Origin of the sequence: Larkinella rosea, from assembly GCF_003858635.1 — a bacterium.
Classification (GTDB): Bacteria; Bacteroidota; Bacteroidia; order Cytophagales; family Spirosomataceae; genus Larkinella; species Larkinella rosea.
Window position 1 is genome coordinate 81604 of sequence record NZ_RQJO01000008.1, and the last position, 25728, is coordinate 107331.

Genomic DNA, 25728 nt, shown 5'->3' on the forward strand with positions numbered 1-25728 from the left:
GCTTACTCCTCACTAATACCTGAATAAACTTGACTAAAATCGAGGGCTTTCAGGTTTTCCTCATTAATTCCGTATAGCAAGGTTCTACCGTCCACCCAATAAAAAGAATCAATATCACCAAAATCTGTTTCAAAATGTAACAAGACATGCCACTTGAAAATATCGACTATATAATCTGGAGCATCATTTTTATTGAAATATTCTATAGCTTCATAACCTGGTGGATACTGAGTTCTACCACCAATTTTTGATTTTAAATAAGGTACAACCTGTTGAACAGTCGGATAATAATAATCATATAACTTAAAATTATCAGTCGCCTTTCCTGTGAAGTAGTCAAGAAGAAAATTGACTGTGGGAGCCAATTGAAAGGTAATTCGGCAACTACCATTAGGTAGGTTAAAATGTTCTTTTTCAGAAGGATGAGCAATTTCTGCTTTCTTCAATTGTGACAAATCCCCGTCAAAATAGACGACTTTATTATCTTGCCATAACCACTGATTTATGAAAAAATATAGAATACCATTTTTAGGTAAGAATGGTATTACATTCTCGGATAAATCAGCAAGATTTATTTGGGCAACGAAATATAGATTTATGCCATCTTCTCCTATAGGCCACTCAATATTAGGTGGTAAATCTGGAAACCCTCCTGCTCTTGAATTTCCCAGAGTCGAGTAATCTTCTTCTCCTAATGGAATAATTTGATAACAAGGCAAGTAACTATCAGCAATTTTACCAGCTAAATCGCTAGGTATACCTGCCTCAATGAGACTATTTCTGATATTATCATTTTCAAACATCAAACCAGTTTCTTATACTTAATCCGCTTCGGTGTGGCATCGTTGCCAAGCCTTTTTTTGCGGTTTTCTTCGTATTCGGAGAAGTTGCCTTCAAACCAGTACACCTGCGAATCGCCTTCGAACGCCAGGATGTGGGTCGCTACGCGGTCGAGGAACCAGCGGTCGTGGGAAATCACGACGGCGCAACCGGCGAAGTTTTCCAACCCTTCTTCCAATGCCCGCAGCGTGTTGATATCCAGATCGTTGGTCGGCTCATCAAGCAGCAGTAAATTGGCACCTTCTTTCAGCATCATCGCCAGGTGAACCCGGTTTCGCTCACCACCCGACAGGTTTGCGATCTTCTTTTCCTGATCGGAACCGGTGAAGTTAAACCGGCTGACGTAAGCGCGGGCGTTCACCTGTTTGCCACCCAGAATGACCCATTCATTGCCGCCGGTAATGGTTTGAAAAACCGTTTTGTCGCCTTCCAATCCGTCGTGGCCCTGATCAACGTAGGCCCACTTCACGGTTTCGCCGACTTCAAATGTGCCGTTCTGCGGTTGTTCTTTGCCCGTAATGAGTTTGAACAAAGTCGTTTTTCCGGCACCGTTCGGCCCGATGATACCGACAATACCGCCCTGTGGCAACTGAAAGTCGAGGTGTTCGAACAGCAGCCGGTCGCCGAAAGCTTTGGCAACATCGTGAGCTTCAATAACTTTCGAGCCCAAACGGGGACCGGCCGGAATGAAGATTTCCAGCTTGTCTTCTTTCTGGCGATTGTCTTCGCTCAGCAGTTTTTCGTAGGCACCCAAGCGGGCTTTCGACTTGGCCTGACGTGCTTTCGGCGCCATCCGAACCCATTCCAGCTCACGTTGCAAAGTCTTCTGCCGTTTGGATTCCTGTTTCTCTTCTTTGGCCAGGCGGTTTTGCTTCTGATCGAGCCACGACGAATAATTGCCTTTCCAGGGAATGCCTTCGCCCCGATCCAGTTCCAGGATCCAGCCCGCGACGTTATCCAGAAAATACCGGTCGTGCGTCACGGCAATAACCGTTCCGGCATACTGGCGCAAATGTTCTTCCAGCCACAACACCGACTCGGCATCCAAATGGTTGGTTGGTTCGTCGAGCAGCAATACATCGGGTTGTTTCAGCAACAGGCGGCAAAGCGCCACCCGGCGTTTTTCACCACCCGATAAATTCGCGATTTTAGCGTCGGAAGGCGGGCAGCGGAGCGCGTCCATGGCCTTTTCGAGCCGGTTATCCAGTTCCCAGGCGTTGAGGTGATCGAGCTTTTCCTGCACCTCACCCTGTCTGGCAATTAGTTTGTCAAAATCCGCATCGGGATCGCCGAATGCTTCGTTGATCTGATCAAATTCCTTCAGTAAATCAACCGTTTCCTGCACACCTTCTTCCACGACTTCTTTCACGGTTTTGGTCGCGTCGAGCTGCGGCTCCTGTTCCAGCATGCCGACGGAATAGCCCGGAGAGAACACAACGTCCCCCTGAAAATTCTTGTCGATACCGGCAATGATGCGCAAAAGCGTCGATTTTCCGGAGCCGTTCAAGCCCAAAACGCCAATTTTTGCACCGTAAAAAAAGGAAAGGTAGATATTCTTTAGGATTTGTCGGTTTGGCGGAATAATTTTACTGACACCCGCCATGGAAAATATAATCGTTTCCTGACTCATTGGTTTGATTACTTTTTTAGGTGGCAAATATCAACAATTAAACCCATAGCTCAGTCTTAAAGAGTAAAATAATGGAACAAGCTCAATTGGTAGACGAATACGGTTACGTCAAAGACGGAAAGGTATTCTTATCGAGCTACCTCAGCTATCCGGACCGACAAATCGGTGAAGTGAAACGCACAGAACAGGAAGCGCTCGATTATTTCAAAAATCGGTTTACCATTGCCGAAAACAAGGTAAACCAGCTAGAGCAGGAGGTGACGGAAGCCCAGAACAAGGGGTCGTACCTGACCAAACTGGTTCAATTGCGAAAAAAGCTGCTCAGTTTCGACGCGATCGGCAATTTCATTCCCCTGCTGAACCGGCTCGACGAACAGGAAGAGATTCTGGTTGAACTGATTCGGACCAACCAGCTTAAAAATCTCGAAATCAAGCACGCCCTGCTGGCCGAAGCAGAAACCGTGGCCGACAGTACCGAATGGCGGGAAACGGCAGAAAAGCTGCAGGAAATCAAGCTGAAATGGATCAAAACCGGACCAGTCGATAAAGAACTGGACGAAACCATTGAAACCCGTTTCAGCGAGACGTTAGACAACTTTTTCCAGCGTCGGCGCGAGTTCTTCAACGAACAGAACAAGGTTATTCAGGAGCGCATGGATCGCTACGATAATCTGATCTGGCAGGCCGAACGGGCGGTGCGGAGTATTTACGAAGCCGACCGCAGCCGACCCTTCAAGCGCGATGGACTGGAAGGTGAAGCACTCGAGCGGGCAAATGTGGCCGAAGAACGTTACATGAAGGTGTTGACCGAAGCCTATCACCTGATCCGCGGTCTGAACAACGACTGGAAAGAAGTTGGTGAAGTGCCGATTAAAAAATCCGGAAAAATCCTTAAGAAATACCGCCGGGCGACCAAAACCATCTTCGATCGCTACAACCTGGCGCGCGGAATTCAGCCGAAAGTTCGGATCGATCCGCGCGTGGAGCAGCAGATGAAAATGGCCGACGAAGCCGAAAAGCTGGCGAAACAGTCTAATATCCCGGCAGCTGCCGATCGGGCCAAGGAATTGCTGAACCAGTGGAAGGAAATCAAGATTCCGTTTAAACTGGTGGACAAGGCGGTTTCGGAACGGTTCCGGTCGTCGTGCGATAAAATCTTTGAATTAAATTACCTCGAACGCGTCATCTCCCGCAAATACCCGGCGTTTGAACTGAAAAGCCGCTCGGAGCAATTGCGGACGAAAGTTCGGGAACTCGAGTACCTGGTTCGGCGTGAAAAAAGCGATCTGGCCATGTCGATGAGTAGCATGGATACGATGGGCCGCCCCGGCAACGAAGACGCGGATAAAATGATGATGAGCAAAGTGAATACGCAAAAGCGTAAAATCGCCATGAAAGAACAAATCCTGACGGAGTTCAACAAAGAACTGAATCAGTATTGAAATAGAATAGAGAAGATAGAATAAAGAGAAGAGACGAAAAATTCCATAGCGGTTTTCTTTCGTCTCTTCTCTTTTAGGGGTAGTTCAGTCTTTGCTCTCTTGTCTCTGTTCTATCGTCTACTTTACGGTTTCCGCCGTTTCAACGCCAGGTCGTGGGCGGTGTCGTAGTAGGAACGGAGGTTGGTCCAGTCGAAGACTTCGGCAATGTTTTCGACGCGGTTGCGCTGGGTAATCCGGTCGCGTTGCGAAAGCCGGACGAAGCGGAACAGGATGTTGGCCAGTTGTTCGGCGGCTTCGTTGAACGACTGCGTTTTCCGGTTGACGACGTAAATGCCCCGGTTTTCGTAATCCCGCATAATCTGCATAATGAAGTCGCCAAAACCGGAGAGGTCGCTGGTAACGGTCGGAATGCCGCGCACCACACATTCCAGTGGCGTATATCCCCACGGTTCGTAATAACTCGGAAAAACACCCAGGTGGCAGCCCCGCACAAACTGGCCGTAATCCAACCCAAAAAGCGGATTGGTCGAGGAAATAAAGTCAGGGTGGTAAACGACTTTCACCCGGTCGTGAGCGTTGTTGACCAACTGAACCTGCCGGATAAACCGCACCATGTCGTCTTCTTCAACCAAGTCGTGGGTCACGAACGGCGGTAATTGCTTGGTCTTGAAACTTTGAATGGTTCGCCGGAGCCGGAGCCGCCAGTATTCATCGACAAACTGATTGAGATCGGGCAAATTTATGTCCTCGCCAGCGGCTGCGTTCAGAAATAACTTGTCACCCAATTGATTTTCAATGGCTTTACAGGTTTCCTGAATCTCGTCCAGCAGCGCGCGGCTGTGGAGTACGTCGGGGTTGATGGAACGGAACGGCTGTTTGGTAATCATGAACATCACAACTGTCATGTCCATATTGGCCTCACGCATTTTCCAGTTCAACCGGGCGAGCGCTTCGAGCGTGATGTCGTAGCCTTTGTTGCTGAACTCAAACCGGCCCGACGTGAAAAAGTAGAGCGTTTTTTCCAGATCGAACGAATAACTCTGGAAAAAGTGACCCATCACAAACTCGTGAATCCGTTCCTTGAACTTGACGTGCAGGTTCTGGAATTCATGCACCGCCGTAAACCGCACGATGTTCAACCCGTTCGGTAGAATCAGATCCGGAACGCGGCCCAGAAAGACCTCACATTCGCGGGCAGTCACGTCGCTGACGGTCGTGAAAACGTGCGATTGTTGCGCCGACAATCGTTCAATGGTTGCCTGGGCTTCAATGTTGTAGTGCTTTGCTTCCCGTTTCCAGTCGAAAAACGGCAGTTTTCCGTAAAAACCGGATTCATTCTGCGCCAGGTAGCGGCCCAGCATGGTGGCGTGGGTCGTAAAAACCGTAGCGACTTTCACATTGTCCTTGCGCAAATCCGGTAAACCGCTGCTGGCCATCCACTCGTGGAAATGAACCACAATGTCGACGTGTTTGGCACTTTCGGCGGCCAGTTCGGTCAGGAAAATACGGACCAGTTCACCAAAACCGACTACCTGATTGACCAGGTCCTCGACGCCCAGTGTTGAAATCTGGTGGCGCTCCCAAAGCTGGTATTTGACCTGCTCGATGGCGGGTCCGAGGCTGGCAATCCCGAACAGAACCACCCTGGGTTTGCCGGTGATGAGCCAGTGGCCGTATTGCACGTCCAGCCCCCGGGAACGCATATTCATCACCACGCGGCCGATTTCGGTGCCGTCGTCGTGCGTAATCGGTTCAAATTCAACAGCCGCCCGTTGGGGAAAATACGGGCCGAGCAGGATATAATCCGTATCCCATTTCTCGACCATCGAAGGCACCTTCGATCGGATAACCGTATAAATACCGCCGACCTGGTTACAAACTTCCCAGGCAACTTCAATAAGCAATTTTCGCTTCGATGGAGAGAGCAATGATTCCAATGCCATACAATTTGTTAGGGGTGGCTAGCCTACCTGTTTCCACTGATCTGATCGATGGGTATTTTTTACCCGCCGAATGGTTTATGTATCGTACCCCAAAATAGAATACTTAATGGCCTATTCAGTCGTGGAAAGGCGATTCGCGAGGTGATTTTACTACTTTTACACTAACTTTCAAATTATCAATTCGTTCATGTCCACTGAAACACGTCACATTCTGTTAATGGACGGCCCCGACAGCACGGGACTTATTCACCGCGTCACCGGCGTACTGGCGCACTACAATCTGAATATCATCCGCAACGACGAATACGTAAGCCCTGACCGGCAGTTTTTTATGCGTACCGAGTTCGAAGGTGATTATGATTTCGACGTATTGTCTGATAATTTGCGGCAGACCTTACCACCGGGCATCAATCTCCGTATTAATCCTAAAAAAAAGAAAAAAAGTATTGTTTTTGTTACCAAAGAGCATCATTGTTTAGCCGAATTACTGATTCGGTATGCTTTCAATGAACTCGATGCGGATATTCTGGCCGTTGTGAGCAACTACAACACGCTGCAATCGCTGGTGAGTAAGTTCGGTATTCCGTTTCATTATGTGACGCACGAACACAAAACCCGCGAAGAACACGAGGAGGCCATCACCCGAATCGTCAATATATATGAACCGGAATACATCGTCCTGGCCAAATACATGCGGGTGCTCACGCCCTCGTTCGTGAAGCAATTCCCCAACCGAATCGTCAACATTCACCATTCGTTTTTACCGGCCTTCATGGGCGCCAGCCCCTACCGCCAGGCGTATGAACGCGGGGTTAAAATCATCGGCGCGACGGCCCATTTTGTGAACAACGACCTGGACGAGGGCCCCATCATCGCCCAGAATATCAAAGAAGTTGATCACCGGCACACGGCGGCTGACATGGCGACGGAAGGAAAAGATGTGGAAAAAATTGTGCTGTCGCAGGCGCTGAAACTGGTTTTTAACGACCGCGTTTTTATCCACCAGAACCGCACCATCATTCTGTAGGTCGAACAGAGTGCCCGTGCCGGGTGTTTAAGTAAGACCGGCTATTTTGTCGGCTAAAAAAGCTCAACGGTTGTAAACGCATGGCGAGGTTTTCTCACTGGATCAAAATTGGCGCAGCCATAGCGGTCTTACTGCTTCTGGTGGGCTTGCTGATTCCGCTTCTGCTGACAACCGTCTACAAAGAAAAAGTCATTCTGGCCGTTCGGGATGAATTTGCCACGCATTCCGAGCAGCGGCTGGCCGATTTTAGCGTGGATTTTTCGTTACTGAGCCACTTCCCCAATCTCGCCATCCAATTGCATGATCTCTCGATTCATGACAACAAAGGAGCCAAACCGCTCGAAATTGTCGGGATCGATCAGGCCAGTCTGGTGTTGAGTATCGGTGATTTGTTTCGGGAAAGCCGCACGGTTCGGGAGGTGGTGCTCCGGGGAATTCGCTACAATCAGTGGGTGGATTCAACCGGGCAAAAAACCGGGTTTGCCTGGAAAACCGAAAACCGGGCTGACACGAACCACACCCACTCGGTCGAAATTCCGGAAATCCGGATCGAAGATGCGACCGTAACCGTTGTCAATGGCTACAAGCACAATGCGTTTTCGATGAGCATCCGGCGGGCGGATCTGCGCGGCCACCTGAACCACCCGACGCTGCAACTGGAGGGAACGATCGACGGAAAAATCGAATACATCAAAAACCGCACCCTGACCCTGTTTCGGGCTCAGCCTTTTACGGCCAGTGTTCATTATGCCTACAATCCGTCGAACAAAACCGGTACGTTCAGCCAAAGTCAATTGCTGGTCAACGGCGCTCCCATCCGGCTCATGGGCAGCCACATGAAACTTCCCGGAAACGAAGGGACTTATGTAAACCTGGGCCTGAGCGGTACGCAACCGGCGTATAAATTTCTGGCGGCTCTGCTGCCGGATTCGCTCAAACGCTACGCCGGAGATACGGCTTTAAAGGGAAATGTAGCGTTCCGGTTTCGCATGAAGGGACGCAGTAACCCGACGGTTCGACCCCACAACGATATTAACTTTCACCTTCAGGCCAAAAACTACCACTGGCCTAAAACGCCGGTGGTTTTCGACGCGGTGCAACTACGCGGCAACTGGAACAACGGCGCCGGAAATTCCCGCGAAACCACGACCTTGACGCTCCAGGAATTCCGGGTGCAAACCGGGAAAGATACGCTGCGGCTGGAGGGAAATCTGACCAACCTGATTTCGCCGGTCGTCGATGCGAAAATGAATGGTAACTTGTCGCTGCTGCAACTGGCTCAATTAATGAACTGGCCCGGCGATTCGCTTTATAGCGGAACGGCTGCGGTCAATCTCGCGGTTCGGAGCCCGCTGTTGTATTCAAACGTGGCACGCCCTTCCGAGGTCGAACCGTTTTGGGACGGTACGCTCGTGATCCGGAATGGATGTCTGCATTTTCCGAAACCGTCGGGCCGCTGTACGGCGCTGAATGCCGATATTCATTTTGTTCCCGAAAACAACAGGCTGCGGATTCGGGAAGTGGTCGGAAAACTGGAAGGTCGTTCGTTCAAAATCAACGGCGAAATTACCAATCTGCTGCGGTATGTGCTGGGCGGAAACCGGGCGACGCACCCGGTTCGGACCAAACTGGCCGCGCATTGGCAGGAACTGGATTTTTCAAAACCGCTGCCGCCGTCGCCCCGGAAAACCGGTCCCCCCAAAATTCCGACATCAACGGACAGTTTGCTGGCCGGACTGCTGTTCGGAACCGAGTATTCGGCTACAATTCAGATCGATCGCATTCGGCTGCCATCGCGCGAAGATTTGAGTGATATGTCGTTTGTCGTTCATAAAAAAGGCGAACAGGTTCAGGTTCCACAGTTGCTTTGCCGAACCACCCTGGGTGGAAAAATAGCTGGTTTAGGCCATTTTCAGTTGAATGAAGACGGTATTCAGGAACCATATGCCGCCCTGAGTCTGTCGTACGATCGACTGAATCTGCAAAAGCTGGTGGGCTTGCTGGCTGGTTTAAATGGCATGCAGGCCGCTTATAAACGACCGTCTTCAAAATCGAAAAAAGCCACCATCAGCGACTACCAGTTCGATGTGGAAGTAAAAGCCCAAAAGCTGGATTACCAGACGCTGAAAGGCGAAGATTTTGGCCTGAAAACCGTTATCAAAGACGAAACGGCGCAACTGGAGCGGCTGACAATGAATGTGTTTGGCGGACGGCTGGGTTCCCATGGACTGATGAAACTGGGTCGCCCGGAGGGATTTCCGGTTACGCTCAATGTGACCCTTCAAAAAATGGATTTGTACCAGCTTTTCCGGGCGGCTGAGGAAATGAAAATCGACGTGCTGAAGAGCGAAAACATTCGCGGGAATGTGGATTGCGCCATGACCCTGCGGACGGAATTGAACAACGACTTTTTACCGGATATTAACAAAATAACCGCCTACACGAAAGCGTCGATCCGGCAGATGGAACTGATCGAAGTGCAGCCGATTCAACAAGCCCTGCGGTTTTTACCCAAAGCCAAAACGAGCCACATTTATTTTGAAGATGTCGAAGCCCGGTTTTTGCTGCACCAGAACCGCATTCTGATGCCTGACCTCAACCTGACCAGCAACCTCTCCTATTTGCATTTGAACGGCGATTATACACTGAACAAAAAAGCGGCTTTTCTGGTCGAAATCAGCCTGACGGATTTGCTGTTTGGCAACAACAAACGTCGCATCCGGCAAATTCAGGAACCCGATTCGACCCGAACCTCCCGCGGGTTGAAAAACCACCTGCTGCTCCAGCGCGACCTCGGAAAATACCGCATGAAACTGTTTGGCCGCCGGGATTTTGAAGCTCAGAAACAAACCCTTCGCTCGGAATGGCATACCGAGTTGAGTCGGCACCGAATTGATACTACCTTTGCCCAATGAAGCGAAGTCCGACGTCTGGTAATGGCCTCAATAAAGTCCGAAAACCGGCAGTTTTTTACTGCTTTTTTTGCGGTTTTCTGCTTTTGACTGGTTTGAATGGACTGGCGCAAACCCGTCGCGGCCGGGAGGTAGACTCCGCTTACGTCAAGACGTTTCCCGGAAAACTCACCGGACGAACTTACCTTTCCCAGAAATACACCTCTTTTGTTCTGTCAACTCCACCCCGGTCGTCGCCGTCGCTGCGTTTCCGCCCGAATTCGTCACTGGATTTGGGCGTCGGCGCCACGTTCAAAGCCTTTACGCTGAATCTGGCGTACGGGTTGTCGTTTCTGAACAATACCAATGGAAAAGGCAAAACCAGCGATATTGACCTGCAAACGCATGTTTATATGCGAAAGTGGGTGCTCGACGGCTTCGCTCAATTTTATAACGGTTATTACCTGACACCGCGCGGAAATGGGTTAGCAGATCCGACGCAGTATTATCACCGGCCCGATGTCGGCGTTTATCTGGTTGGTGGCTCCATTCGGCGGGTGTTCAATTTTCGGCGGTTTTCGTTTCGGGCCGCGCTGGTGCAGAACGAGTGGCAGAAGAAATCGGCGGGAACCTGGCTGGCCGGTTTTCAGCTCCATTACGGAATTCTGCGGGGCGACAGCGCCCTGGTTCCCGGTTTACGGCAAGCCGATTTTCCGGTGGAGGAGGTGCGCCGGATGCGGTTTTTGAAATTGGGGCCCGGCGCGGGTTACGCCTACACAGTTGTCTATCGGGAGCATTTTTTTGCCACCGGTTCGTTAACCGCCAATTTGAGTGCCACATTCAGCAAGGAAACCTTCGAATCCGGGAAACTGACGTACGGCAATGTGCGCCCAGACCTGCTTTTTCGGGCCGTTGCCGGTTACAACAGCGATAAATGGTGCCTGACGCTGAGCTGGATAAACGGATCGCTGTCGGTTCAGAGCCCCATTTACCGGTATGTAATCCACAGCGGAAACTACCGGCTTACGCTCGCCCGGCGGTTTCAGACCAGCCGTCGGCTGCAAAAGCTCGTTCCGGAAACGATCAAAATCTGAGCTGACGAGCGGTTTTTCGTTCCAAACAATAATCCGACGGAAGATGAATATTGGGCCGAAAATGTTCTCTAAATTATTATCTTTCGAGCCGAAATAATCCTACGCTCATTTCTTTCCTGTTATAAGTAGCCATTATGCAAAAATTACAAACGCTCGACTACGCTGTTTTCTTTATTTATTTCATCATCGTAGCGTCCTACGGCTACTGGATTTACCAACGAAAGAAGACGAAAGAAACCTCTTCCACTGATTTTTTTCTCGCCGAAGGTTCCCTGACCTGGTGGGCCATCGGATCATCCCTGATTGCGTCCAACATTTCGGCTGAACAGTTCATTGGTGCTTCCGGCGACGGTTTTGCAATGGGGCTGGCCATCGCGACATACGAATGGATGGCAGCCGCAACACTCATTGTCGTGGCCGTATTTTTTATGCCCATTTACCTCAAAAACCGGATCTTCACCATGCCGCAGTTTTTGACCAAACGGTATAATAATACCGTAGCGATGATCATGGCTATTTTCTGGCTTTTTCTCTACATTCTGGTCAATCTGACGTCAATTCTGTTTCTAGGCGCACTGGCGGTTTCAACCATTTCGGGGCTAAACTTTACCTTATGTATGTTTGGGCTGGCGGTTTTTGCGGTGATTATCACCCTGGGTGGCATGAAGGTAATTGGCTATACGGACGTGATTCAGGTGTTTTTCCTGATTCTGGGCGGGCTTGCCACGACCTATCTGGCGATCAATCTGGTGTCGTCGGAAAACGGTACAACCGGCATTCTCAATGGGTTCAATCACATGCTGGCCAAGTCGGAAGACCACTTTCACATGATCTTTCCGAAAGGCCATCCGCATTATGCATCACTGCCCGGTCTGACAGTTCTGATTGGCGGGATGTGGATCGTAAACCTGAATTACTGGGGTTGTAATCAGTACATTACGCAACGGGCATTGGGGGCCGATTTGAAAACCGCCCGCGAAGGAATCCTGTTTGCTGCTTTCCTGAAGCTCCTCATGCCGATTATCGTTGTTCTGCCCGGTATTGCTGCCTATACGTTATACCAGCAAGGGCTGTTTCAGCAGGAAATGCTTGACGTTACGGGAGAAGTCAATAAAGACCACGCCTATCCGGTTTTGCTGAACCTGCTGCCTGCCGGTCTGAAAGGGCTTTCATTTGCCGCCCTGACGGCTGCGGTCGTGGCGTCCCTGGCGGGAAAAGCCAACTCGATTTCAACGATCTTCACGCTCGATATTTTCAAGAAATACATTTCGCCGAACGCCAGCGAACAGAAACTGGTGCGGGTGGGCCGGATTGCCATCTGGGTGTCGATGCTGATGGCCATTTTTATTTCACCGTTCATGGGAATCGACAAAAAAGGCGGTTTTCAATTTATCCAGGAAATGACCGGTTTGGTTTCGCCGGGCGTTTTTGCCGCCTTTATCATGGGCTTCTTCTGGAAAAAAACCAACTCGTCCGGGGCCTTATTCGCGATTGTGGGCGGTTTTCTGTTATCCCTGTTTTTCAAATACATCCTGCCCGGTATGGTTAATCTGGAATTTCTGGCACCGGTTGGTTTCGCCGTACCGAATCCGGATGGCATCTACACGATTCCATTTCTGGACACCATGGGCTTTGTGTTCCTGATCTGTGTAGCGGTCATGATCGTTCTTGGCTTGCAAAAACCCAGCACCAAAGGCCTCGAAATCGACAGCACCATGTTCAAAACGTCGTCCAGTTTCGCTCTCGGAGCCGCCGTCGTTCTGGCAATTATTACGTTTTTATACGCGTATTTCTGGTAGTTATTTCGCAGAGCTAAGCGGAGAGAAAGGAGTTAAGCAGAGATTATATTTTTCTCCGCTTAACTCCTTTTTTCTCTGCTCAACTCTGCGATACAGCCGCGTTTTTGATTACTTCTTTCACGACTTCGCTGCTCGTACTCAACCACTCGTATTCGCTCATGGCCACGGACGCCATCGGGACGTCGGGGTTGCGGTATGCCATGCCGCTGTTCATCACCTTTTTTCCCGTCAGGTGGAGCGCGTGGACGCCAGTTGCGGCCAGTCGGGCGGCATTCGCGGCTGTTACGCCTGCACCAGCCATAATTTCGATGCGGTCACCAGCCTGTTCGGCCAGTTTCGTCAGCAACGGAATTCCAGCTTCGGCGCTCGCCTGTTGCCCTGAGGTCAGAATCCGTTTGGCTCCCGCCCGAATTACGGCTTCCAGCGCTTCCAGCGGGTCGCGTGTCAGGTCGAACGCCCGGTGAAAGGTCACGGGCAGTGGATGCGCCAGCCGGATCAATTCAGCGGTTTTTTCTTCATCCACCGTACCGTCGGCTTTTAGTAGTCCCAGCACTACGCCGTCGGCACCGGTTTTTTTAGCGGTTTCAATATCCCGGCGCATGACGGCCAGTTCGGTTTCATTGTACAGGAAATCCCCACCGCGGGGCCGAATCATGACGTAAAGATCTATCACAAGCTGCTCGCGCGCCAGTTCGATCAGGCCGATACTGGGCGTAGTTCCCCCCTCGCCTGCCCCCCCGCACAGCTCGATCCGGGCGGCTCCGCTGGCCTGGGCAATCAGACAGGATTCAAGTGAAAAAGCGCAGATTTCAATTTTCATTGACTGGGAGGTGGTTAGAAATGAGAAAAGTTTGGGAAAGAATACAAACATTTTTAGCCATGAATCCGTTAAATGGCCTAAATGGCCTGTCAAACGTTTCTGAAAGAATTTTCGGGGAAATGTATAGGATATTCATATTTTTTTACTTTTGCACAATTTTACGACAATCAGTCGTCATATTTTAGCAGAAACGCTTATGTATTGGACACTCGAATTGGCATCCTATCTGGAAGATGCCCCCTGGCCGGCTACCAAAGATGAGTTGATCGATTATTCGATCCGCTCTGGTGCTCCGTTAGAAGTAGTCGAAAACCTGCAGGAGTTGGAGGACGACGGTCAGCCCTACGAGAGTATCGAGGAAATATGGCCTGATTACCCAACCAAGGACGATTTCTTCTTCAACGAAGACGAATACTAGCCGGTTGTAAGCCTGGATTTGACCCAAAAAGGTACAGCCCTCCGGTTGTGCCTTTTTGGGTTTTTGCTATTTGAGGCTAATCAGTTCTTCCGGTATTTTTTCGGCGCATACAAAAAACCGAAGGCTTCGGCTCCCTGCCGCTTGTGCACTTTGTGATGGATGTAATGCGCCCGGATGATGCGTTGCAGGTACGGATTGCGGGTGTTGAACCGGATCTTGATCCGCCGGTGCACAATGATATCGTGGAAAATAAAGTAAAAAATACCGTACAGCGTCACGCCAATCCCGACCGGGGCCAGAAACCAGAGCGGTTTGACTTCAAAACCGGCCACCACCATTCCAACGGCTACTAAACTGAACACCACGCTGAACCAGTCGTTCCGTTCCAGAAAACCGGGGTGGTGGTTGTGGTGCGAATGGTGCCAGCGCCACATAAAACCGTGCATGATGTACTTGTGCGTCCACCAGGCCATGCCTTCCATTCCGACAAAAGTGACCAGCACAATAACAACGTTTACGACCATTTTTTCGTTATCAGTTCAAATACGGATAAAAGGTAAAACCACGAACCAGATTAACTGGTTAATAATGAGAACCACTGACGAAATTAGTGCATTTTCCGGTAAAATAGTTGTTCAAACCTTTGGTTCGTATTGCTTAAAACGGTTATATTTAAAAGCAAGGGAGGGCTGACAACCTTCCTGACACCTACACACCCGACAGACGGATGGACTACAGGGCGCTCAAGGAACTGGTTAGACAGGGTGAGGGAACGCATCTCGAATTCAAATTGAAGTCCAATCACCCCGAACGGATTATTCGTGAAATTGTGGCATTTGCCAACACGGAGGGCGGCAAATTGTTGATCGGCATTGGCGACGACAAAAGCATTCAGGGTCTTAAACACGTCGACGAAGATGAGTACCTGCTGGAACGCGCCATCGATCGGTATTGTTCGCCCGCTATTACCTACACAATGGAGCGCGTGCTCCTCGCCAACGAACGGGAGGTGCTGGTCATTACCGTTCCGGAGAGCGAAAATAAACCGCACTACGTCGAAGATCCGCTCAACGACACCCGACGGGCCTATATTCGGGTCGATGACAAAGCCGTACAGGCCAGCAAGGAAGTTCGCGAGATCATGAAAGGCGAAACCGCCGAACGGGCCATTCGCTTTACCTATGGCGATAAAGAGCAAACGCTGATGCAGCACCTGGATCGAAACCAGAGCATTACCGTCGATCTATTTGCCAATATTGCGAACATTCCGCGTAAAATGGCTTCCCGCACGCTGGTTTTGCTGGTGCTGGCCAATGTGCTGGAAATCCATCCCAACGAGGTCGTAGACCGGTTTACAACGCGAATGGGGTGAAGGATAGGTATTCTTGAAATAACGCAGCCTACGTCAATAGTCACCAGTAAGACCTTATCACAGACAACCTTCCTGCCGATCATCCTGTCTTTACCGGGTGACTAATCCGATGTTTTCCACTAACTTTGTATATTGTGACGGGCGGTAGGCGGTTGTTGCAATAGAGAATGTGCCTAACACGTTTGAACTGAGAGACCCGGCGGGGAATTCTCGCTCGTTCAATTCATATTAAGAATCGCTACAGATGCACGATCTGGTAAAATCCAATTGGCGGAAATGGCTGGTTGCCGGTATCGGTTGCCTGTTGGTGTGCGGGATCACACCCGCTCAGGCACAGCGTAAAAGCAAGGACAGGGAAGTAAAGGCGAAAGAAGGCCCCCGGGGGGTTGAGGAATCCTTGTTTACGGAAGGAATGAAGTTCATGATGATGGACGAACCTTCCAAAGCCGTGGCTCAATTTCAGAAAGTGATTCAGCTTTATCCCGAAAATCCGGCGGCTCAGTATGCAACGGCCACGGCGCTGATGAAACTGAACAAACCCGATGAAGCCCTGCCGTTTGCCCAGAAAGCCGTTCAACTCGACAAGGGCGTCAACAAGTATTATGTGCTGCAACTGGCTGAATTGCTGGTAAAACAGAAGCGGTATGCCGACGCCGAAAATCTCTACGAAGAACTGATCAAAAAAAGCCCCGACAACATTGAATACGGGGTTGAACTGGCGGCAATTTACCTGTTCGATGATAAACCGGACAAAGCCCTCGACATGTACGACAAGGTGGAGAAGGCGACGGGAATGAACGAAGAAATTGTCCGGCAGAAACAACGCATTTATCTAAAGCAGAATAAAGTCGAAAAAGCCATTCAGGAAGCTGAAAAACTGGTAGCCTCCGAACCGGGCGAAACCGATTACCTGCTGGAAGGTGCCGAACTGCTGATCGCCAATGAACGCAACGACCAGGCGGTTGACTGGCTGCAACGGGCGCTGAAAGTCAATACGGATTTGCCACAGGCCCACGTCATGCTGGCCGATCTGTATCGGAAGCAGGGCAATATGGAAAAGTGCACCCAGGAACTGGATAAGGTATTCTCGAATCCGAATCTGGAAGCCGACATCAAAGCGCGGATTTTGTTGAGCTACATGAAAATGGTTGGCAACGACGAAAAAGCGAAGCAAAGCGTCGTGAGATTCGCCAAAGAACTGGCCACCGCGCATCCGAAAGACGCCCGTTCGCAAGCCATGTATGCGGATTTGCTGCATCAGCAAGGCAAAAAAGCCGAAGCCCGCGATTATTACATCAAAGCCGCCCGATTGGACAAAGCTACCTACGAAGTATGGGGTGCGATTCTGCAACTCGACGGCGAACTGAATCAGATGGACAGCATGCTGGTTCACTCCGAACAGGCGCTCGAATTGTTCCCGAATCAAGGGGTGATCTGGGCGTTCAACGGGTCGGCCAATTACTTTAAAAAGCGGTATAAGGAAGCGATTGAAGCTTATGAGGAAACCCGGCGGTTATCGCCCACCAACGCCGAGCTGATGAAGAGCATCAATGCACAACTCGGCGACGTTTACAATGGCATGGGCGATCATCAGAAATCCGACGAAGCCTATGAGCAGGTGTTGAAAGAAGACCCCGACAACGACCACGTTCTGAACAATTACAGCTACTTTTTGTCTTTACGGAAAGAAAAACTGCCGCTGGCCCTGCAACTATCGGAGCGTCTGGTGGAGAAAAACCAGAACAATGCCACGTACCTGGACACCTACGCCTGGGTGTTGTACGTCATGAAAGACTACGCCAAAGCCCGCACGTATCTCGAAAAAGCCATGCAGGCCGACAAGAACGTGAGTGGGACGATTATCGAACACTACGGCGACGTGTTGTATCAGCTTGGCGAGCACGAAAAGGCGGTGGAGCAGTGGAAAAAAGCAAAACTAAAAGGAGAAACGACCGAACGGTTGGACAAGAAAATCGCAACCGGCAAAATTTATGAGTAAATACCTTCTTGGACTTTTATGCGTCATCATGCTGATCACGGCAGACGGATGCCGTCGGCGGAGACTGTTCCGCAACGCCCCGCCTTCGCCCCCAGCAGATACGGTTTCAGCGTTACCTAAAATCCGCACCGATACCCTTGCCACCGCTCCGCCCCCGGTTTTATCTTCCATCGACCCCAATGCCACCGTTGATCAGGTTGACTTTGCGTATCTGACGGCGAAATCAAAGGTTTCGTTTAAAAGTAAGGATCAGGACATCAACAATGCCAATGTAAACCTGCGGATCGATAAAGACAGTCTGATCTGGCTGTCGGTTTCGGGGGTCGGCGTTGAGGTCGCGCGGGCGTTGATTACGAAAGATTCCGTGGTGATCATGGACCGCATTCACCGCGAATATTCGGTGTTTGATTACGCTTCGTTGAGCCAGCGGTTTAATTTTAACCTGAATTTTGGACTGATTCAGTCGCTGTTGATTGGTAATCTGCCATTGCCCAAAGAGCCCGCCCAACGGGTTAAAAACGAAAAAGACTTTCTGCTGCTGCGGCAACACGAAGGCAAGGTATTGGTGGATAACTACATTGGCGAACAAAACCGGAAATTGAAAAAGTTGCTGGTGGTTGAGCAGCCGACGAAAAATTCGCTGACGCTGGATTACGAAGATTTTACGGTATTGAATAATTTCCTGTTTCCATACACCAGTCTGGTAACGGTCGATTACAAATCGAAAAACGACGGGCAACCTTATCAAACTGTCTTACGGATTCGACACAACAAAGTAGAGCTTACCGATAAAAATCCGGGATTTCCGTTCAACGTTCCGCCAAAATTCCAGCGAAGACCGTAACTACCCCGGTATTGCAAGATGCTTATGAAGTATAGAGTGGTTCGGGCTACCGACTGGAAGACTGTTATCCTTGCGCTTACCCTATGCTGGCTGGCTGCTGGAAGCGTCATGGCGCAGCAGCGAAGCCGTCAGCAGTTGGAAAAAGAGAAGAAGCAGAACATCGAGAAGGTATCACAGATCCGAACGATTCTGAAGAAAACCTCTTCGCAGAAACAGGCCACGCTGGGCCAACTGAAAGCGCTGAATCAGGAAATTGCGGCTCAGTCCAAACAAATCAACCTGTTAACGGAAGATGTCAAACTGATGACGTCCGAAATCCGGGAACTGCGTCAGTCGTCCAATCAGTTGCAGAACGATCTGGAAAAGCTCAAAAAAGAATACGGAGAAATGATTTATGCTGCCGACAAACGGCGTCAGCAGGTCAATCCGCTCGGTTTTCTGTTTTCGGCCGAAAGTTTCAATCAACTGGTGGCGCGATATAAATACTTGCAGCAGTATTCCGAAGCCCGCAAAGGACAGGTGCGTCAGATGGAAAAAGTTCGGCAGGAAATGCTTGCCAAAAAGCAGGATGTCGAGCGTAAAAAGCAGCAGCAGCAGGGTACGCTGGCCGTACAGGTGAACGAATCGAAACGGCTGGAAGGCCTGAAGGAAGAGAAAAACCGCATGGCGACGGAACTGAGCGAAAAAGAACAGGATCTGCGCACCGAACTGACCGAAAGCCGGAAGGCGGTAAGCCGGTTGGAATCGGCCATTACGGAAATGATTCGCCGGGAAATTCGCGAGCGGGAAGAACGCGAACGGATTGCCCGACTGGCGCGATTGAAAGCCGAACGCGAACGGATTGCCCGCGAGAAGGCCGCAGCGGCAGCCGCTGCCAAAGCCGAACGGGCCGCAGCCGCCACCGAATCCGATGCGAATAAACCGGAAACCGCTGAGCCCAAAGCCGAAGAACCGGCCACGGAAGTCGCTGAGCGTACCACCACCCGCAAGCCCGACGAGCGCCGGAATAATCTGCTGAATGACGAAGAAGCCGCTCTGGCATCCTCGTTTGCGTCGTCAAAAAACCGCTTACCTTGGCCCGTTACGCGGGGTTTTATTTCGGATCATTACGGCGTTAAACCCCACCCGGTTTTGAAAGGCGTCATGCAGGACAATCCCGGAATCGACATTCAGACCACGCCCGGAGAAGTGGTACGGGCGGTTTACGATGGCGTTGTCCAGTACACGACCTACGTCACCGGCATGCACAACATTGTGGCGGTTCAACACGGTGATTATTATACTATATACGCCAAATTGAAGAGTGTTTCGGTACAGGTGGGGCAGCGGGTCAGGGCCCGGGAAGTGATTGGCGTGGTTGCTACCGACAAAGACGGCGTTGCAGAAGTCCAGTTTCAGGTCTGGAAAAGCACCAGCCGCATGAACCCCGAATCCTGGCTGATCGATCGTTGAGGGTGCGTTTATCGAAAACCGGGAGCGGTCTACAGAATCATTTTGCCCGCTTCATGGTTTTATTCCATACAAATAGCGGTAGATTGCCCGCTAAAACCTGCTCACTGATTGCTTAAAACGGTTTACAAAACGAATGTCTGTTCATAATCCCGACGTCAAACGGATCACGACCCGCGTTATTCAGGAATTGAAAAGCAAGGGCGAAAAAATTTCGGCGCTGACCGCCTATGACTACTCGCTGGCCCGGCTGGTCGATGCCGCCGGAGTAGAGATTATTCTGGTTGGCGACTCGGCCTCCAACGTGATGGCCGGTCACGAAACCACCCTGCCGATTACGCTGGATCAGATGATTTACCACGCGACTTCAGTGGTTCGGGCCGTCAAACGGGCGCTGGTGGTGGTCGATTTACCGTTCGGTTCGTACCAGGGAAATTCGTCGGAAGCCCTGCGGTCGGCTATTCGGATCATGAAAGAATCCGGCGCGCATTCTGTGAAAATGGAAGGCGGTTTGGAAGTGAAAGAGTCGATCATCCGCGTCCTGAGCGCGGGCGTTCCCGTGATGGGCCACCTGGGTTTAACCCCCCAGTCGATCTATAAATTCGGCACGTATGCCGTTCGGGCCAAGGAGGAAACCGAAGCGCAGAAGCTGATGGAGGATGCCAAAATGCTCGAAGACATTGGCTGCTTTGGCGTCGTTCTGGAAAAAATTCCGGCGGCCTTGACGAAGCAAGTCTCTGAAAGCCTGACGATTCCAACGATTGGGATTGGTGCCGGGCCGGACGCCGACGGTCAGATTCTGGTGCTGCACGATTTGCTGGGCATTAACAAAGAATTTAAACCCCGGTTTTTGCGTCGCTATGCCGATCTGCACGACATCATCACCCAGGCCATCGGCCATTATGTCGATGATGTGAAAGATCGCGAGTTTCCGAGCAAAGAAGAGGCTTATTAACCGAAAGCCGGGCGGATTTTGAATGGTTCCGGCTTTTTGCCGAAGATGCTTAAAAGGTGGTTTTCAACCGCCCTATCGAAATGAAACAAAAATACGTTGTTGTATACGAAGACAACCACTTGATTGTGGTCAACAAAGAACCAGGGGTTTTGGTGCAGGCTGATAAAACCCGTGATGTGCCGCTGCTGGATCTGATCAAGGAATACATCAGAAAGAAATACGATAAACCGGGCGATGTGTTTCTGGGAACCGTGCACCGGCTCGACCGGCCGGTTAGCGGGCTGGTCGTGTTTGCCCGGACGTCGAAGGCGCTGGAACGAATGAACGAGATTTTCCGGAAACGGCAGGTGCAGAAAACGTACTGGGCGGTGGTGGGCCGAAAGCCAAAAGACGAAAAAGGGCGATTGACGCACTTTCTGCTCAAAGACGAAGCCACCAATACCGTAAAGGCGTACGAAGACGAGGTGCCGGGATCGCAGCGGGCCGAATTGACCTACCGCTTACTCGGAAAAGTGAACGATCATTATCTGCTGGAAGTGAATCCGATTACGGGACGGCCGCACCAGATCCGGGTGCAGCTGGCGAGTATGGGTTGCCCGATTCGGGGAGATATCAAGTATGGTTTCCCGCGGCCGAATCAGGACAGCAGCATCAATTTACATGCCAGACGGCTGTACTTTATCCACCCCGTCAAAAAAGAACCCCTGATCTGTAAAGCCGGGGTTCCGAATAATCCGTTCTGGGAAGAATTTTTATCGCTCGATCCCGAAGATTACAAGGATAAAAACCTGGATTTTATTTATTGATTGAGGTTGTCGGTCAAAAGTCGAACGTAGAATCGTCCAATTAAAACCGAAAATTGCGTAAACGGTTGGGCGATGAGAAAGAAATCGCCGAATCGAAAAATAGGATTTGTTTAGCCCGTTATTTTACGGTGGGGGCTACATCCGACCAAAACTGAATGAGTACCCGTTCGGCCATCTGAATGGCTCCCTGCACTGCGCCGAAGATCATACACAACGGCAAAATAATTGGAAAGAAAACCATCCATTGCAGGATCATGTTCAACTTGATCTTCTTCATCTCGGTAGTTGGGTAAGGGTATGTGCAACTTTTATTTGACTCTGAGCTTAAATTCCCTTCAGTATTTCTGGATAATCAATCGACCCAAATCAACTTATATCCACATATATTCAAAATTACTCTTGAATTATTTCTATAACAAAGAATCGAAAAAAAAGATTTACGAAATTATAAAAGCTGTTCTGGTTGCTTTTTCTTATGTCATGGAAAAACCGTAATTTGTTCTTCCATTAAGAATTCGAATTATTAGATAAATACAAAATGTTGAATGTTATCCAACTGTTACCGGATTCAATTGCCAATCAGATCGCGGCAGGAGAAGTGGTGCAACGCCCGGCATCAGTCGTCAAGGAATTGTTGGAAAACTCAGTAGATGCCCAAGCAAAAACCGTACAAATTATCATTCGGGACGCCGGTAAATCACTGATTCAGATTATCGATGACGGCGTTGGCATGTCGGAAACCGATGCCCGAATGAGCTTTGAACGACACGCTACCTCGAAGATTCGCTCATCGGACGATCTGTTTCGCATCCGGACGATGGGATTTCGGGGAGAAGCCCTGGCCTCGATTGCCGCCATTGCCCAGGTCGAACTCCGCACCCGCCGGTCTGAGCCGGCCCGCAGTAGCGACGAGCTGGGAACCCTCATCCGGATGGAAGGCTCCGAATTGAAAACCCAGGAGTCGGTTTCGTGTTTGCCGGGAACGAATATTCTGGTAAAAAATTTATTTTTCAATGTCCCCGCCCGGCGCAACTTCCTGAAAACCAATTCGGTCGAAATGCGGCATATTCTGGATGAATTCCAGCGTGTTGCGCTGGCCCATCCCGAAGTTGCTTTTTCAATTTACCACAACGATGCCGAAGTCTATAATCTGCAGGCCGGAAAACTGAGCCGCCGGATTGTCGATTTATTCGGGAAACAATACCGCGAACAACTCGCGTCCTGTGAAGAAGAAACGCCCTATGTGAGTGTTCGGGGCTATATTGGCAAACCCGAATTTGCCCGGAAAACCCGCGGAGAACAGTTTTTCTTCGTCAATTCGCGTTTCGTTAAACATAATTACCTCCATCATGCCGTTGTGGGGGCATACGAAGGAACGATTCAGGACGGTTTTCATCCGTTCTATGTGTTGTTCATCGAAATCGATCCGTCGCACATCGACATCAACATTCATCCGACCAAAACCGAAATCAAGTTCGACGATGAACGATCGGTGTATGCCATCGTAATGGCGGCTGTTCGGAAGGCCGTCGGCGTCTACAATTTAACGCCCTCGCTGGATTTTGATTCCAATGTGAACTTCCTGCCAGTGACCCCGGCCCCCCGCCGGTCGTCAGAAGGACAGTCGGGGAGTCAGCTGGAGCCCCAAAACCGGTCGGCGTTGCGTCCGATGTCGCCAGCCTGGTCAACCGAATCCACCGAGTTAAAACCGCGTACCGGTTTTGATTTTCCGCGTAAATCGGCCGCCAACTGGCAAGCAATGTTTGAAGGATTGGAGCCGGCCGAAACGCCGGCGACGGAAGACGCAACGCTGTTCGAAAACCGCCCTGCTGCCGAAACACCAGCCGAAACCGAGTCGGTAACGCTCGGAAGCCGGGTGAACAAACTGGTAACATCGGCGGTTGCGCTGGAAGGAACCGCGGCCATTATTCAGGTGCATAACCGCTATCTGGTCACCTCTGTTCAGGCGGGGATGCTGGTGATCGATCAGCGCCGGGCCTACGAGCGGGTGCTGTACGACCAATACCAGGCCGCACTGACCAAGCGCAACGGGGTTTCGCAGCAATTGTTGTTTCCCAAAACCGTAACGGTGATGCCGGTCGATTACAACCTGGCACTTGAGTTACGCGATGATCTAACCAGCCTGGGTTTTTTGTTCGATGAAATTGGTCAGAATGCGTTTCTCATTCGGGGCGTACCGGCGCTTTCGGTGGGCGAGAACGAAGAAGAGCTGTTTGCCAATCTGCTGGCTCAGCTCCGCGAAGATACGGGGCGGCTAAAGCTGGAACGGGCTGAAGTGTTGGCGCGTTCGCTGGCCCGGCGCTCGGCGGCCCGGCATCAGAAACAACTGGCCGAACCGGAACAACGGGCGTTGGTTGATCAATTAATTGCGTCATCAAACCCATCATATACGCCAAACGGTGAACCGATTACAACTATATTGGCGTTGGATAAATTAGCGGGATTATTTCGGTCCTGATACAAGTAATTTGACAGAAAACGTTACAACTTTATGATGCTTACGCCGGTTGTCAGGACGCTCCTGCTTACCAATGTCGGTTTCTTTTTTTTAAAACTGGCAGGAATTGATCTGATCCATTTTTTTGGGTTATACTCACTGCTGTCACCGGCATTTGCGCCCCACCAATTTGTGACCTACATGTTTCTGCATGCCGATTTTGGGCATATTTTCAGCAATATGCTGGGTTTGTTTTTCTTTGGCCCGATGCTTGAGCAGGTTTGGGGGAGCAAGCGGTTTACCATTTTTTACTTTATTACCGGGGTTGGCGCCGGATTATTATTTTCGGGAATAAACTATTTTGAAGCCAGCCAGTTACGAGATGCAGTGGTTGCCTTTCAAAGCCACCCGACACCGGAGTCATTAGAACTGTTTCTGTCGGATCGGGGTCTACTGAGTCAGGGTGATAATTTTTTGAAGGTATTTGAAGAAAACCCGGCCGATCCCTCGTATGTGCGAGGAGCGGTGCAGTTGGTGAATCAATATTACGAGCAACAGTTGGCCGTGCCGCTGGTGGGCGCATCGGGCGCAATTTTTGGCATTTTGATGGCATTTGGATTATTATTTCCAAATACCGAACTTATGTTATTATTTCCGCCGATACCCATCAAGGCGAAATACCTGGTGACGTTTTACGGCGCCTATGAATTGTATTCCATGTATCGGGCGCAGGCCGGTGATAATGTGGCGCATCTCGCCCATATTGGCGGTATGCTCTTTGCTTTTATATTGGTCAAATATTGGGGGAAGCAACGAAATAATTTTTATTGAGTAATGAGTGGACTGTTAGATGACTTCCGAAGCGAATTCAACAAGCCCAACAATACGTTGGTGCAGTTGATTCTTGTTAATACCATCGTCTTTTTGTTGCTGTTGATCCTGAAAGTCATTCTGACACTGGCCGAAATGTCGGGCGTCTACAACCTGATTGTCGATCAACTGCGTTTACCGGCTTCACTGGGTGTTTTCATCATGAAACCGTGGACGATGATCACGTACTTCTTCACCCACGAAGACGTCTTTCACATCCTGTTCAATATGCTCTTTCTGTACTGGTTTGGGCGGTTGATCGACGAGTACCTGGGAAACCGGCGGCTGGTGGCGTTGTATATGCTGGGCGGTTTGGCGGGCGGACTGGCTTACATGGCCATTTATAACCTGCTACCGTATTTTCACGAGCAGGTAAGCGATTCGCGGATGCTGGGCGCTTCGGCGGCCGCTTTTTCCGTGGCCGTTGGGGCTTCGACGCTCTTACCCAATTATACCTTTCACCTGCTGTTTTTTGGCCCCGTCCGGATTAAATACATTGCGTTCTTTTACATTGTTCTGTCGCTGGCCCGGTCGATCGGGCCAAACGCCGGGGGCGATCTTTCCCATTTGGGCGGTGCCTTAGTGGGCTTTCTGTTTATTAAAATGCTTCAGAATGGCACGGATCTGGGCCAGCCCATTTACTGGGTGATGGATGGATGGCAAAGTCTTTTCCGGAAAAAACCGCCGGTGAAGGTGTCCTACCGTCAGCGGAGCAGCGCCAGTATGAGTGCGGGTTCGTACGCAGCTCCGTCATCGCCATCGGCCGTTGCCATGCCGGATCAGGATGAGATCGATGCGATCCTGGATAAAATCTCCCGTTCCGGCTACGAAAGCCTGACGCGGGAAGAGAAACAGAAGCTGTTTCGGGCCAGCCAGCGTGGATAGATTCTAAATTGTATTTTTCTCGCGAAAATTGGTTAGCCGTTTTTAGCGGGAGTGCAGAGCAAATAGGTAGCGAATTCAATAGAAAGCACGCTGAAACGGCATTTCAGCGTGCTTTTTGGCCCTATAGCTTCCTGTAGAACCGATTTATCAGAATCAGATATTTGGATATGCAATTTGTATTTTTTT

General features: G+C 50.3%; 21 protein-coding genes. 15 read left to right on the forward strand and 6 right to left on the reverse strand.

The window, feature by feature from the left end; translation table 11 throughout:
- Nucleotides 1-2: 2 nt before the first annotated feature.
- Both EHT25_RS09210 and ettA read right to left on the reverse strand, forming a co-directional pair.
- Nucleotides 3-803 (reverse strand): DUF1963 domain-containing protein, encoded by an 801-nt coding sequence (locus EHT25_RS09210; RefSeq protein WP_124873699.1) that lies wholly within the window; start codon nucleotides 801-803, stop codon nucleotides 3-5.
- On the reverse strand, nucleotides 803-2470 hold the full coding sequence (ettA, locus tag EHT25_RS09215) for an energy-dependent translational throttle protein EttA (RefSeq protein WP_124873701.1): 1668 nt from the start codon (nucleotides 2468-2470) through the stop codon (nucleotides 803-805). The genes EHT25_RS09210 and ettA overlap by 1 nt, the downstream gene beginning before the upstream one ends.
- Nucleotides 2471-2541: 71 nt before the next feature.
- On the opposite strand from ettA, the gene EHT25_RS09220 reads away from it, so the two are divergent.
- Nucleotides 2542-3912 (forward strand): DUF349 domain-containing protein, encoded by a 1371-nt coding sequence (locus tag EHT25_RS09220; protein ID WP_124873703.1) that lies wholly within the window; start codon nucleotides 2542-2544, stop codon nucleotides 3910-3912.
- Between the two features lie 122 nt (nucleotides 3913-4034).
- On the opposite strand, the gene EHT25_RS09225 is transcribed toward EHT25_RS09220, so the two are convergent.
- Complete coding sequence (locus tag EHT25_RS09225; RefSeq protein WP_229311487.1) at nucleotides 4035-5855, reverse strand: glycosyltransferase; 1821 nt, start codon at nucleotides 5853-5855, stop codon at nucleotides 4035-4037.
- A gap of 187 nt (nucleotides 5856-6042) precedes the next feature.
- Between EHT25_RS09225 and purU the strand changes: the two genes are divergently transcribed.
- From purU to EHT25_RS09245, 4 genes are all read left to right on the forward strand, one after another.
- Nucleotides 6043-6882, forward strand: coding sequence for a formyltetrahydrofolate deformylase (gene purU, locus EHT25_RS09230; protein ID WP_124873705.1), 840 nt, complete (start codon nucleotides 6043-6045; stop codon nucleotides 6880-6882).
- An 80-nt stretch (nucleotides 6883-6962) separates the two neighbouring features.
- The gene (locus EHT25_RS09235; protein ID WP_124873707.1) at nucleotides 6963-9797 is read left to right on the forward strand and encodes an AsmA family protein; all 2835 of its coding nucleotides are present in this window, start codon (nucleotides 6963-6965) and stop codon (nucleotides 9795-9797) included.
- On the forward strand, nucleotides 9794-10867 hold the full coding sequence (locus tag EHT25_RS09240) for a DUF4421 domain-containing protein (protein ID WP_124873709.1): 1074 nt from the start codon (nucleotides 9794-9796) through the stop codon (nucleotides 10865-10867). Before EHT25_RS09235 ends, EHT25_RS09240 begins: the two co-directional genes overlap by 4 nt.
- A gap of 134 nt (nucleotides 10868-11001) precedes the next feature.
- Nucleotides 11002-12666 carry a sodium/sugar symporter gene (locus EHT25_RS09245; protein ID WP_124873711.1) on the forward strand — a complete coding sequence of 555 codons (1665 nt, stop codon included), beginning with the start codon at nucleotides 11002-11004 and terminating at the stop codon, nucleotides 12664-12666.
- Between the two features lie 79 nt (nucleotides 12667-12745).
- On the opposite strand, the gene EHT25_RS09250 is transcribed toward EHT25_RS09245, so the two are convergent.
- Nucleotides 12746-13486 carry a copper homeostasis protein CutC gene (locus EHT25_RS09250; RefSeq protein WP_124873713.1) on the reverse strand — a complete coding sequence of 247 codons (741 nt, stop codon included), beginning with the start codon at nucleotides 13484-13486 and terminating at the stop codon, nucleotides 12746-12748.
- Nucleotides 13487-13682: 196 nt separating this feature from the next.
- Here EHT25_RS09250 and EHT25_RS09255 point away from each other — a divergent pair, with 196 nt between their 5' ends.
- The gene (locus EHT25_RS09255; RefSeq protein WP_009284883.1) at nucleotides 13683-13904 is read left to right on the forward strand and encodes a DUF2795 domain-containing protein; all 222 of its coding nucleotides are present in this window, start codon (nucleotides 13683-13685) and stop codon (nucleotides 13902-13904) included.
- 80 nt (nucleotides 13905-13984) lie between these two features.
- On the opposite strand, the gene EHT25_RS09260 is transcribed toward EHT25_RS09255, so the two are convergent.
- Nucleotides 13985-14428 (reverse strand): sterol desaturase family protein, encoded by a 444-nt coding sequence (locus EHT25_RS09260; protein WP_124873715.1) that lies wholly within the window; start codon nucleotides 14426-14428, stop codon nucleotides 13985-13987.
- 203 nt (nucleotides 14429-14631) lie between these two features.
- Between EHT25_RS09260 and EHT25_RS09265 the strand changes: the two genes are divergently transcribed.
- The 6 genes from EHT25_RS09265 (at nucleotide 14632) to EHT25_RS09290 (ending at nucleotide 21329) form a co-directional block, all read left to right on the forward strand.
- The gene (locus tag EHT25_RS09265) at nucleotides 14632-15276 is read left to right on the forward strand and encodes an AlbA family DNA-binding domain-containing protein (RefSeq protein WP_124873717.1); all 645 of its coding nucleotides are present in this window, start codon (nucleotides 14632-14634) and stop codon (nucleotides 15274-15276) included.
- Between the two features lie 244 nt (nucleotides 15277-15520).
- Nucleotides 15521-17275, forward strand: a complete 1755-nt coding sequence (locus EHT25_RS09270) for a tetratricopeptide repeat protein (RefSeq protein WP_124873719.1) — start codon at nucleotides 15521-15523, stop codon at nucleotides 17273-17275.
- Entirely contained in the window at nucleotides 17268-18119 is an 852-nt protein-coding gene (gene lolB1 / locus EHT25_RS09275) for a lipoprotein insertase outer membrane protein LolB1 (RefSeq protein WP_124873721.1), read from the forward strand. Before EHT25_RS09270 ends, lolB1 begins: the two co-directional genes overlap by 8 nt.
- Before the next feature lie 24 nt (nucleotides 18120-18143).
- Nucleotides 18144-19571: a murein hydrolase activator EnvC family protein gene (locus tag EHT25_RS09280; protein WP_229311488.1), complete on the forward strand. Its 1428-nt coding sequence runs from the start codon at nucleotides 18144-18146 to the stop codon at nucleotides 19569-19571.
- Nucleotides 19572-19704: 133 nt separating this feature from the next.
- Nucleotides 19705-20523, forward strand: coding sequence for a 3-methyl-2-oxobutanoate hydroxymethyltransferase (panB, locus tag EHT25_RS09285; protein WP_124873725.1), 819 nt, complete (start codon nucleotides 19705-19707; stop codon nucleotides 20521-20523).
- An 80-nt stretch (nucleotides 20524-20603) separates the two neighbouring features.
- Nucleotides 20604-21329, forward strand: coding sequence for an RluA family pseudouridine synthase (locus tag EHT25_RS09290; protein WP_124873727.1), 726 nt, complete (start codon nucleotides 20604-20606; stop codon nucleotides 21327-21329).
- Between the two features lie 118 nt (nucleotides 21330-21447).
- Here EHT25_RS09290 and EHT25_RS32635 read toward each other — a convergent pair whose 3' ends face one another.
- Complete coding sequence (locus EHT25_RS32635; protein WP_185731387.1) at nucleotides 21448-21606, reverse strand: hypothetical protein; 159 nt, start codon at nucleotides 21604-21606, stop codon at nucleotides 21448-21450.
- Between the two features lie 261 nt (nucleotides 21607-21867).
- Here EHT25_RS32635 and mutL point away from each other — a divergent pair, with 261 nt between their 5' ends.
- From mutL to EHT25_RS09305, 3 genes are read left to right on the forward strand one after another with little or no spacing between them, the layout of a single operon-like run.
- Complete coding sequence (gene mutL / locus EHT25_RS09295) at nucleotides 21868-23808, forward strand: DNA mismatch repair endonuclease MutL (RefSeq protein WP_124873729.1); 1941 nt, start codon at nucleotides 21868-21870, stop codon at nucleotides 23806-23808.
- Nucleotides 23809-23844: 36 nt separating this feature from the next.
- Nucleotides 23845-24618 carry a rhomboid family intramembrane serine protease gene (locus tag EHT25_RS09300; protein ID WP_124876068.1) on the forward strand — a complete coding sequence of 258 codons (774 nt, stop codon included), beginning with the start codon at nucleotides 23845-23847 and terminating at the stop codon, nucleotides 24616-24618.
- Between the two features lie 3 nt (nucleotides 24619-24621).
- Complete coding sequence (locus tag EHT25_RS09305) at nucleotides 24622-25542, forward strand: rhomboid family intramembrane serine protease (protein WP_124873731.1); 921 nt, start codon at nucleotides 24622-24624, stop codon at nucleotides 25540-25542.
- Nucleotides 25543-25728: the final 186 nt, after the last annotated feature.

What these genes read in the sequence shown, in the direction of transcription:
- EHT25_RS09210 (WP_124873699.1), bottom strand. Translation starts at nt 803, where the DNA reads ATGTTTGAAAATGATAATATCAGAAATAGTCTCATTGAGGCAGGTATA.
- ettA (WP_124873701.1), bottom strand. Translation starts at nt 2,470, where the DNA reads ATGAGTCAGGAAACGATTATATTTTCCATGGCGGGTGTCAGTAAAATT.
- EHT25_RS09220 (WP_124873703.1), top strand. Translation starts at nt 2,542, where the DNA reads ATGGAACAAGCTCAATTGGTAGACGAATACGGTTACGTCAAAGACGGA.
- EHT25_RS09225 (WP_229311487.1), bottom strand. Translation starts at nt 5,855, where the DNA reads ATGGCATTGGAATCATTGCTCTCTCCATCGAAGCGAAAATTGCTTATT.
- purU (WP_124873705.1), top strand. Translation starts at nt 6,043, where the DNA reads ATGTCCACTGAAACACGTCACATTCTGTTAATGGACGGCCCCGACAGC.
- EHT25_RS09235 (WP_124873707.1), top strand. Translation starts at nt 6,963, where the DNA reads ATGGCGAGGTTTTCTCACTGGATCAAAATTGGCGCAGCCATAGCGGTC.
- EHT25_RS09240 (WP_124873709.1), top strand. Translation starts at nt 9,794, where the DNA reads ATGAAGCGAAGTCCGACGTCTGGTAATGGCCTCAATAAAGTCCGAAAA.
- EHT25_RS09245 (WP_124873711.1), top strand. Translation starts at nt 11,002, where the DNA reads ATGCAAAAATTACAAACGCTCGACTACGCTGTTTTCTTTATTTATTTC.
- EHT25_RS09250 (WP_124873713.1), bottom strand. Translation starts at nt 13,486, where the DNA reads ATGAAAATTGAAATCTGCGCTTTTTCACTTGAATCCTGTCTGATTGCC.
- EHT25_RS09255 (WP_009284883.1), top strand. Translation starts at nt 13,683, where the DNA reads ATGTATTGGACACTCGAATTGGCATCCTATCTGGAAGATGCCCCCTGG.
- EHT25_RS09260 (WP_124873715.1), bottom strand. Translation starts at nt 14,428, where the DNA reads ATGGTCGTAAACGTTGTTATTGTGCTGGTCACTTTTGTCGGAATGGAA.
- EHT25_RS09265 (WP_124873717.1), top strand. Translation starts at nt 14,632, where the DNA reads ATGGACTACAGGGCGCTCAAGGAACTGGTTAGACAGGGTGAGGGAACG.
- EHT25_RS09270 (WP_124873719.1), top strand. Translation starts at nt 15,521, where the DNA reads ATGCACGATCTGGTAAAATCCAATTGGCGGAAATGGCTGGTTGCCGGT.
- lolB1 (WP_124873721.1), top strand. Translation starts at nt 17,268, where the DNA reads ATGAGTAAATACCTTCTTGGACTTTTATGCGTCATCATGCTGATCACG.
- EHT25_RS09280 (WP_229311488.1), top strand. Translation starts at nt 18,144, where the DNA reads ATGAAGTATAGAGTGGTTCGGGCTACCGACTGGAAGACTGTTATCCTT.
- panB (WP_124873725.1), top strand. Translation starts at nt 19,705, where the DNA reads ATGTCTGTTCATAATCCCGACGTCAAACGGATCACGACCCGCGTTATT.
- EHT25_RS09290 (WP_124873727.1), top strand. Translation starts at nt 20,604, where the DNA reads ATGAAACAAAAATACGTTGTTGTATACGAAGACAACCACTTGATTGTG.
- EHT25_RS32635 (WP_185731387.1), bottom strand. Translation starts at nt 21,606, where the DNA reads ATGAAGAAGATCAAGTTGAACATGATCCTGCAATGGATGGTTTTCTTT.
- mutL (WP_124873729.1), top strand. Translation starts at nt 21,868, where the DNA reads ATGTTGAATGTTATCCAACTGTTACCGGATTCAATTGCCAATCAGATC.
- EHT25_RS09300 (WP_124876068.1), top strand. Translation starts at nt 23,845, where the DNA reads ATGCTTACGCCGGTTGTCAGGACGCTCCTGCTTACCAATGTCGGTTTC.
- EHT25_RS09305 (WP_124873731.1), top strand. Translation starts at nt 24,622, where the DNA reads ATGAGTGGACTGTTAGATGACTTCCGAAGCGAATTCAACAAGCCCAAC.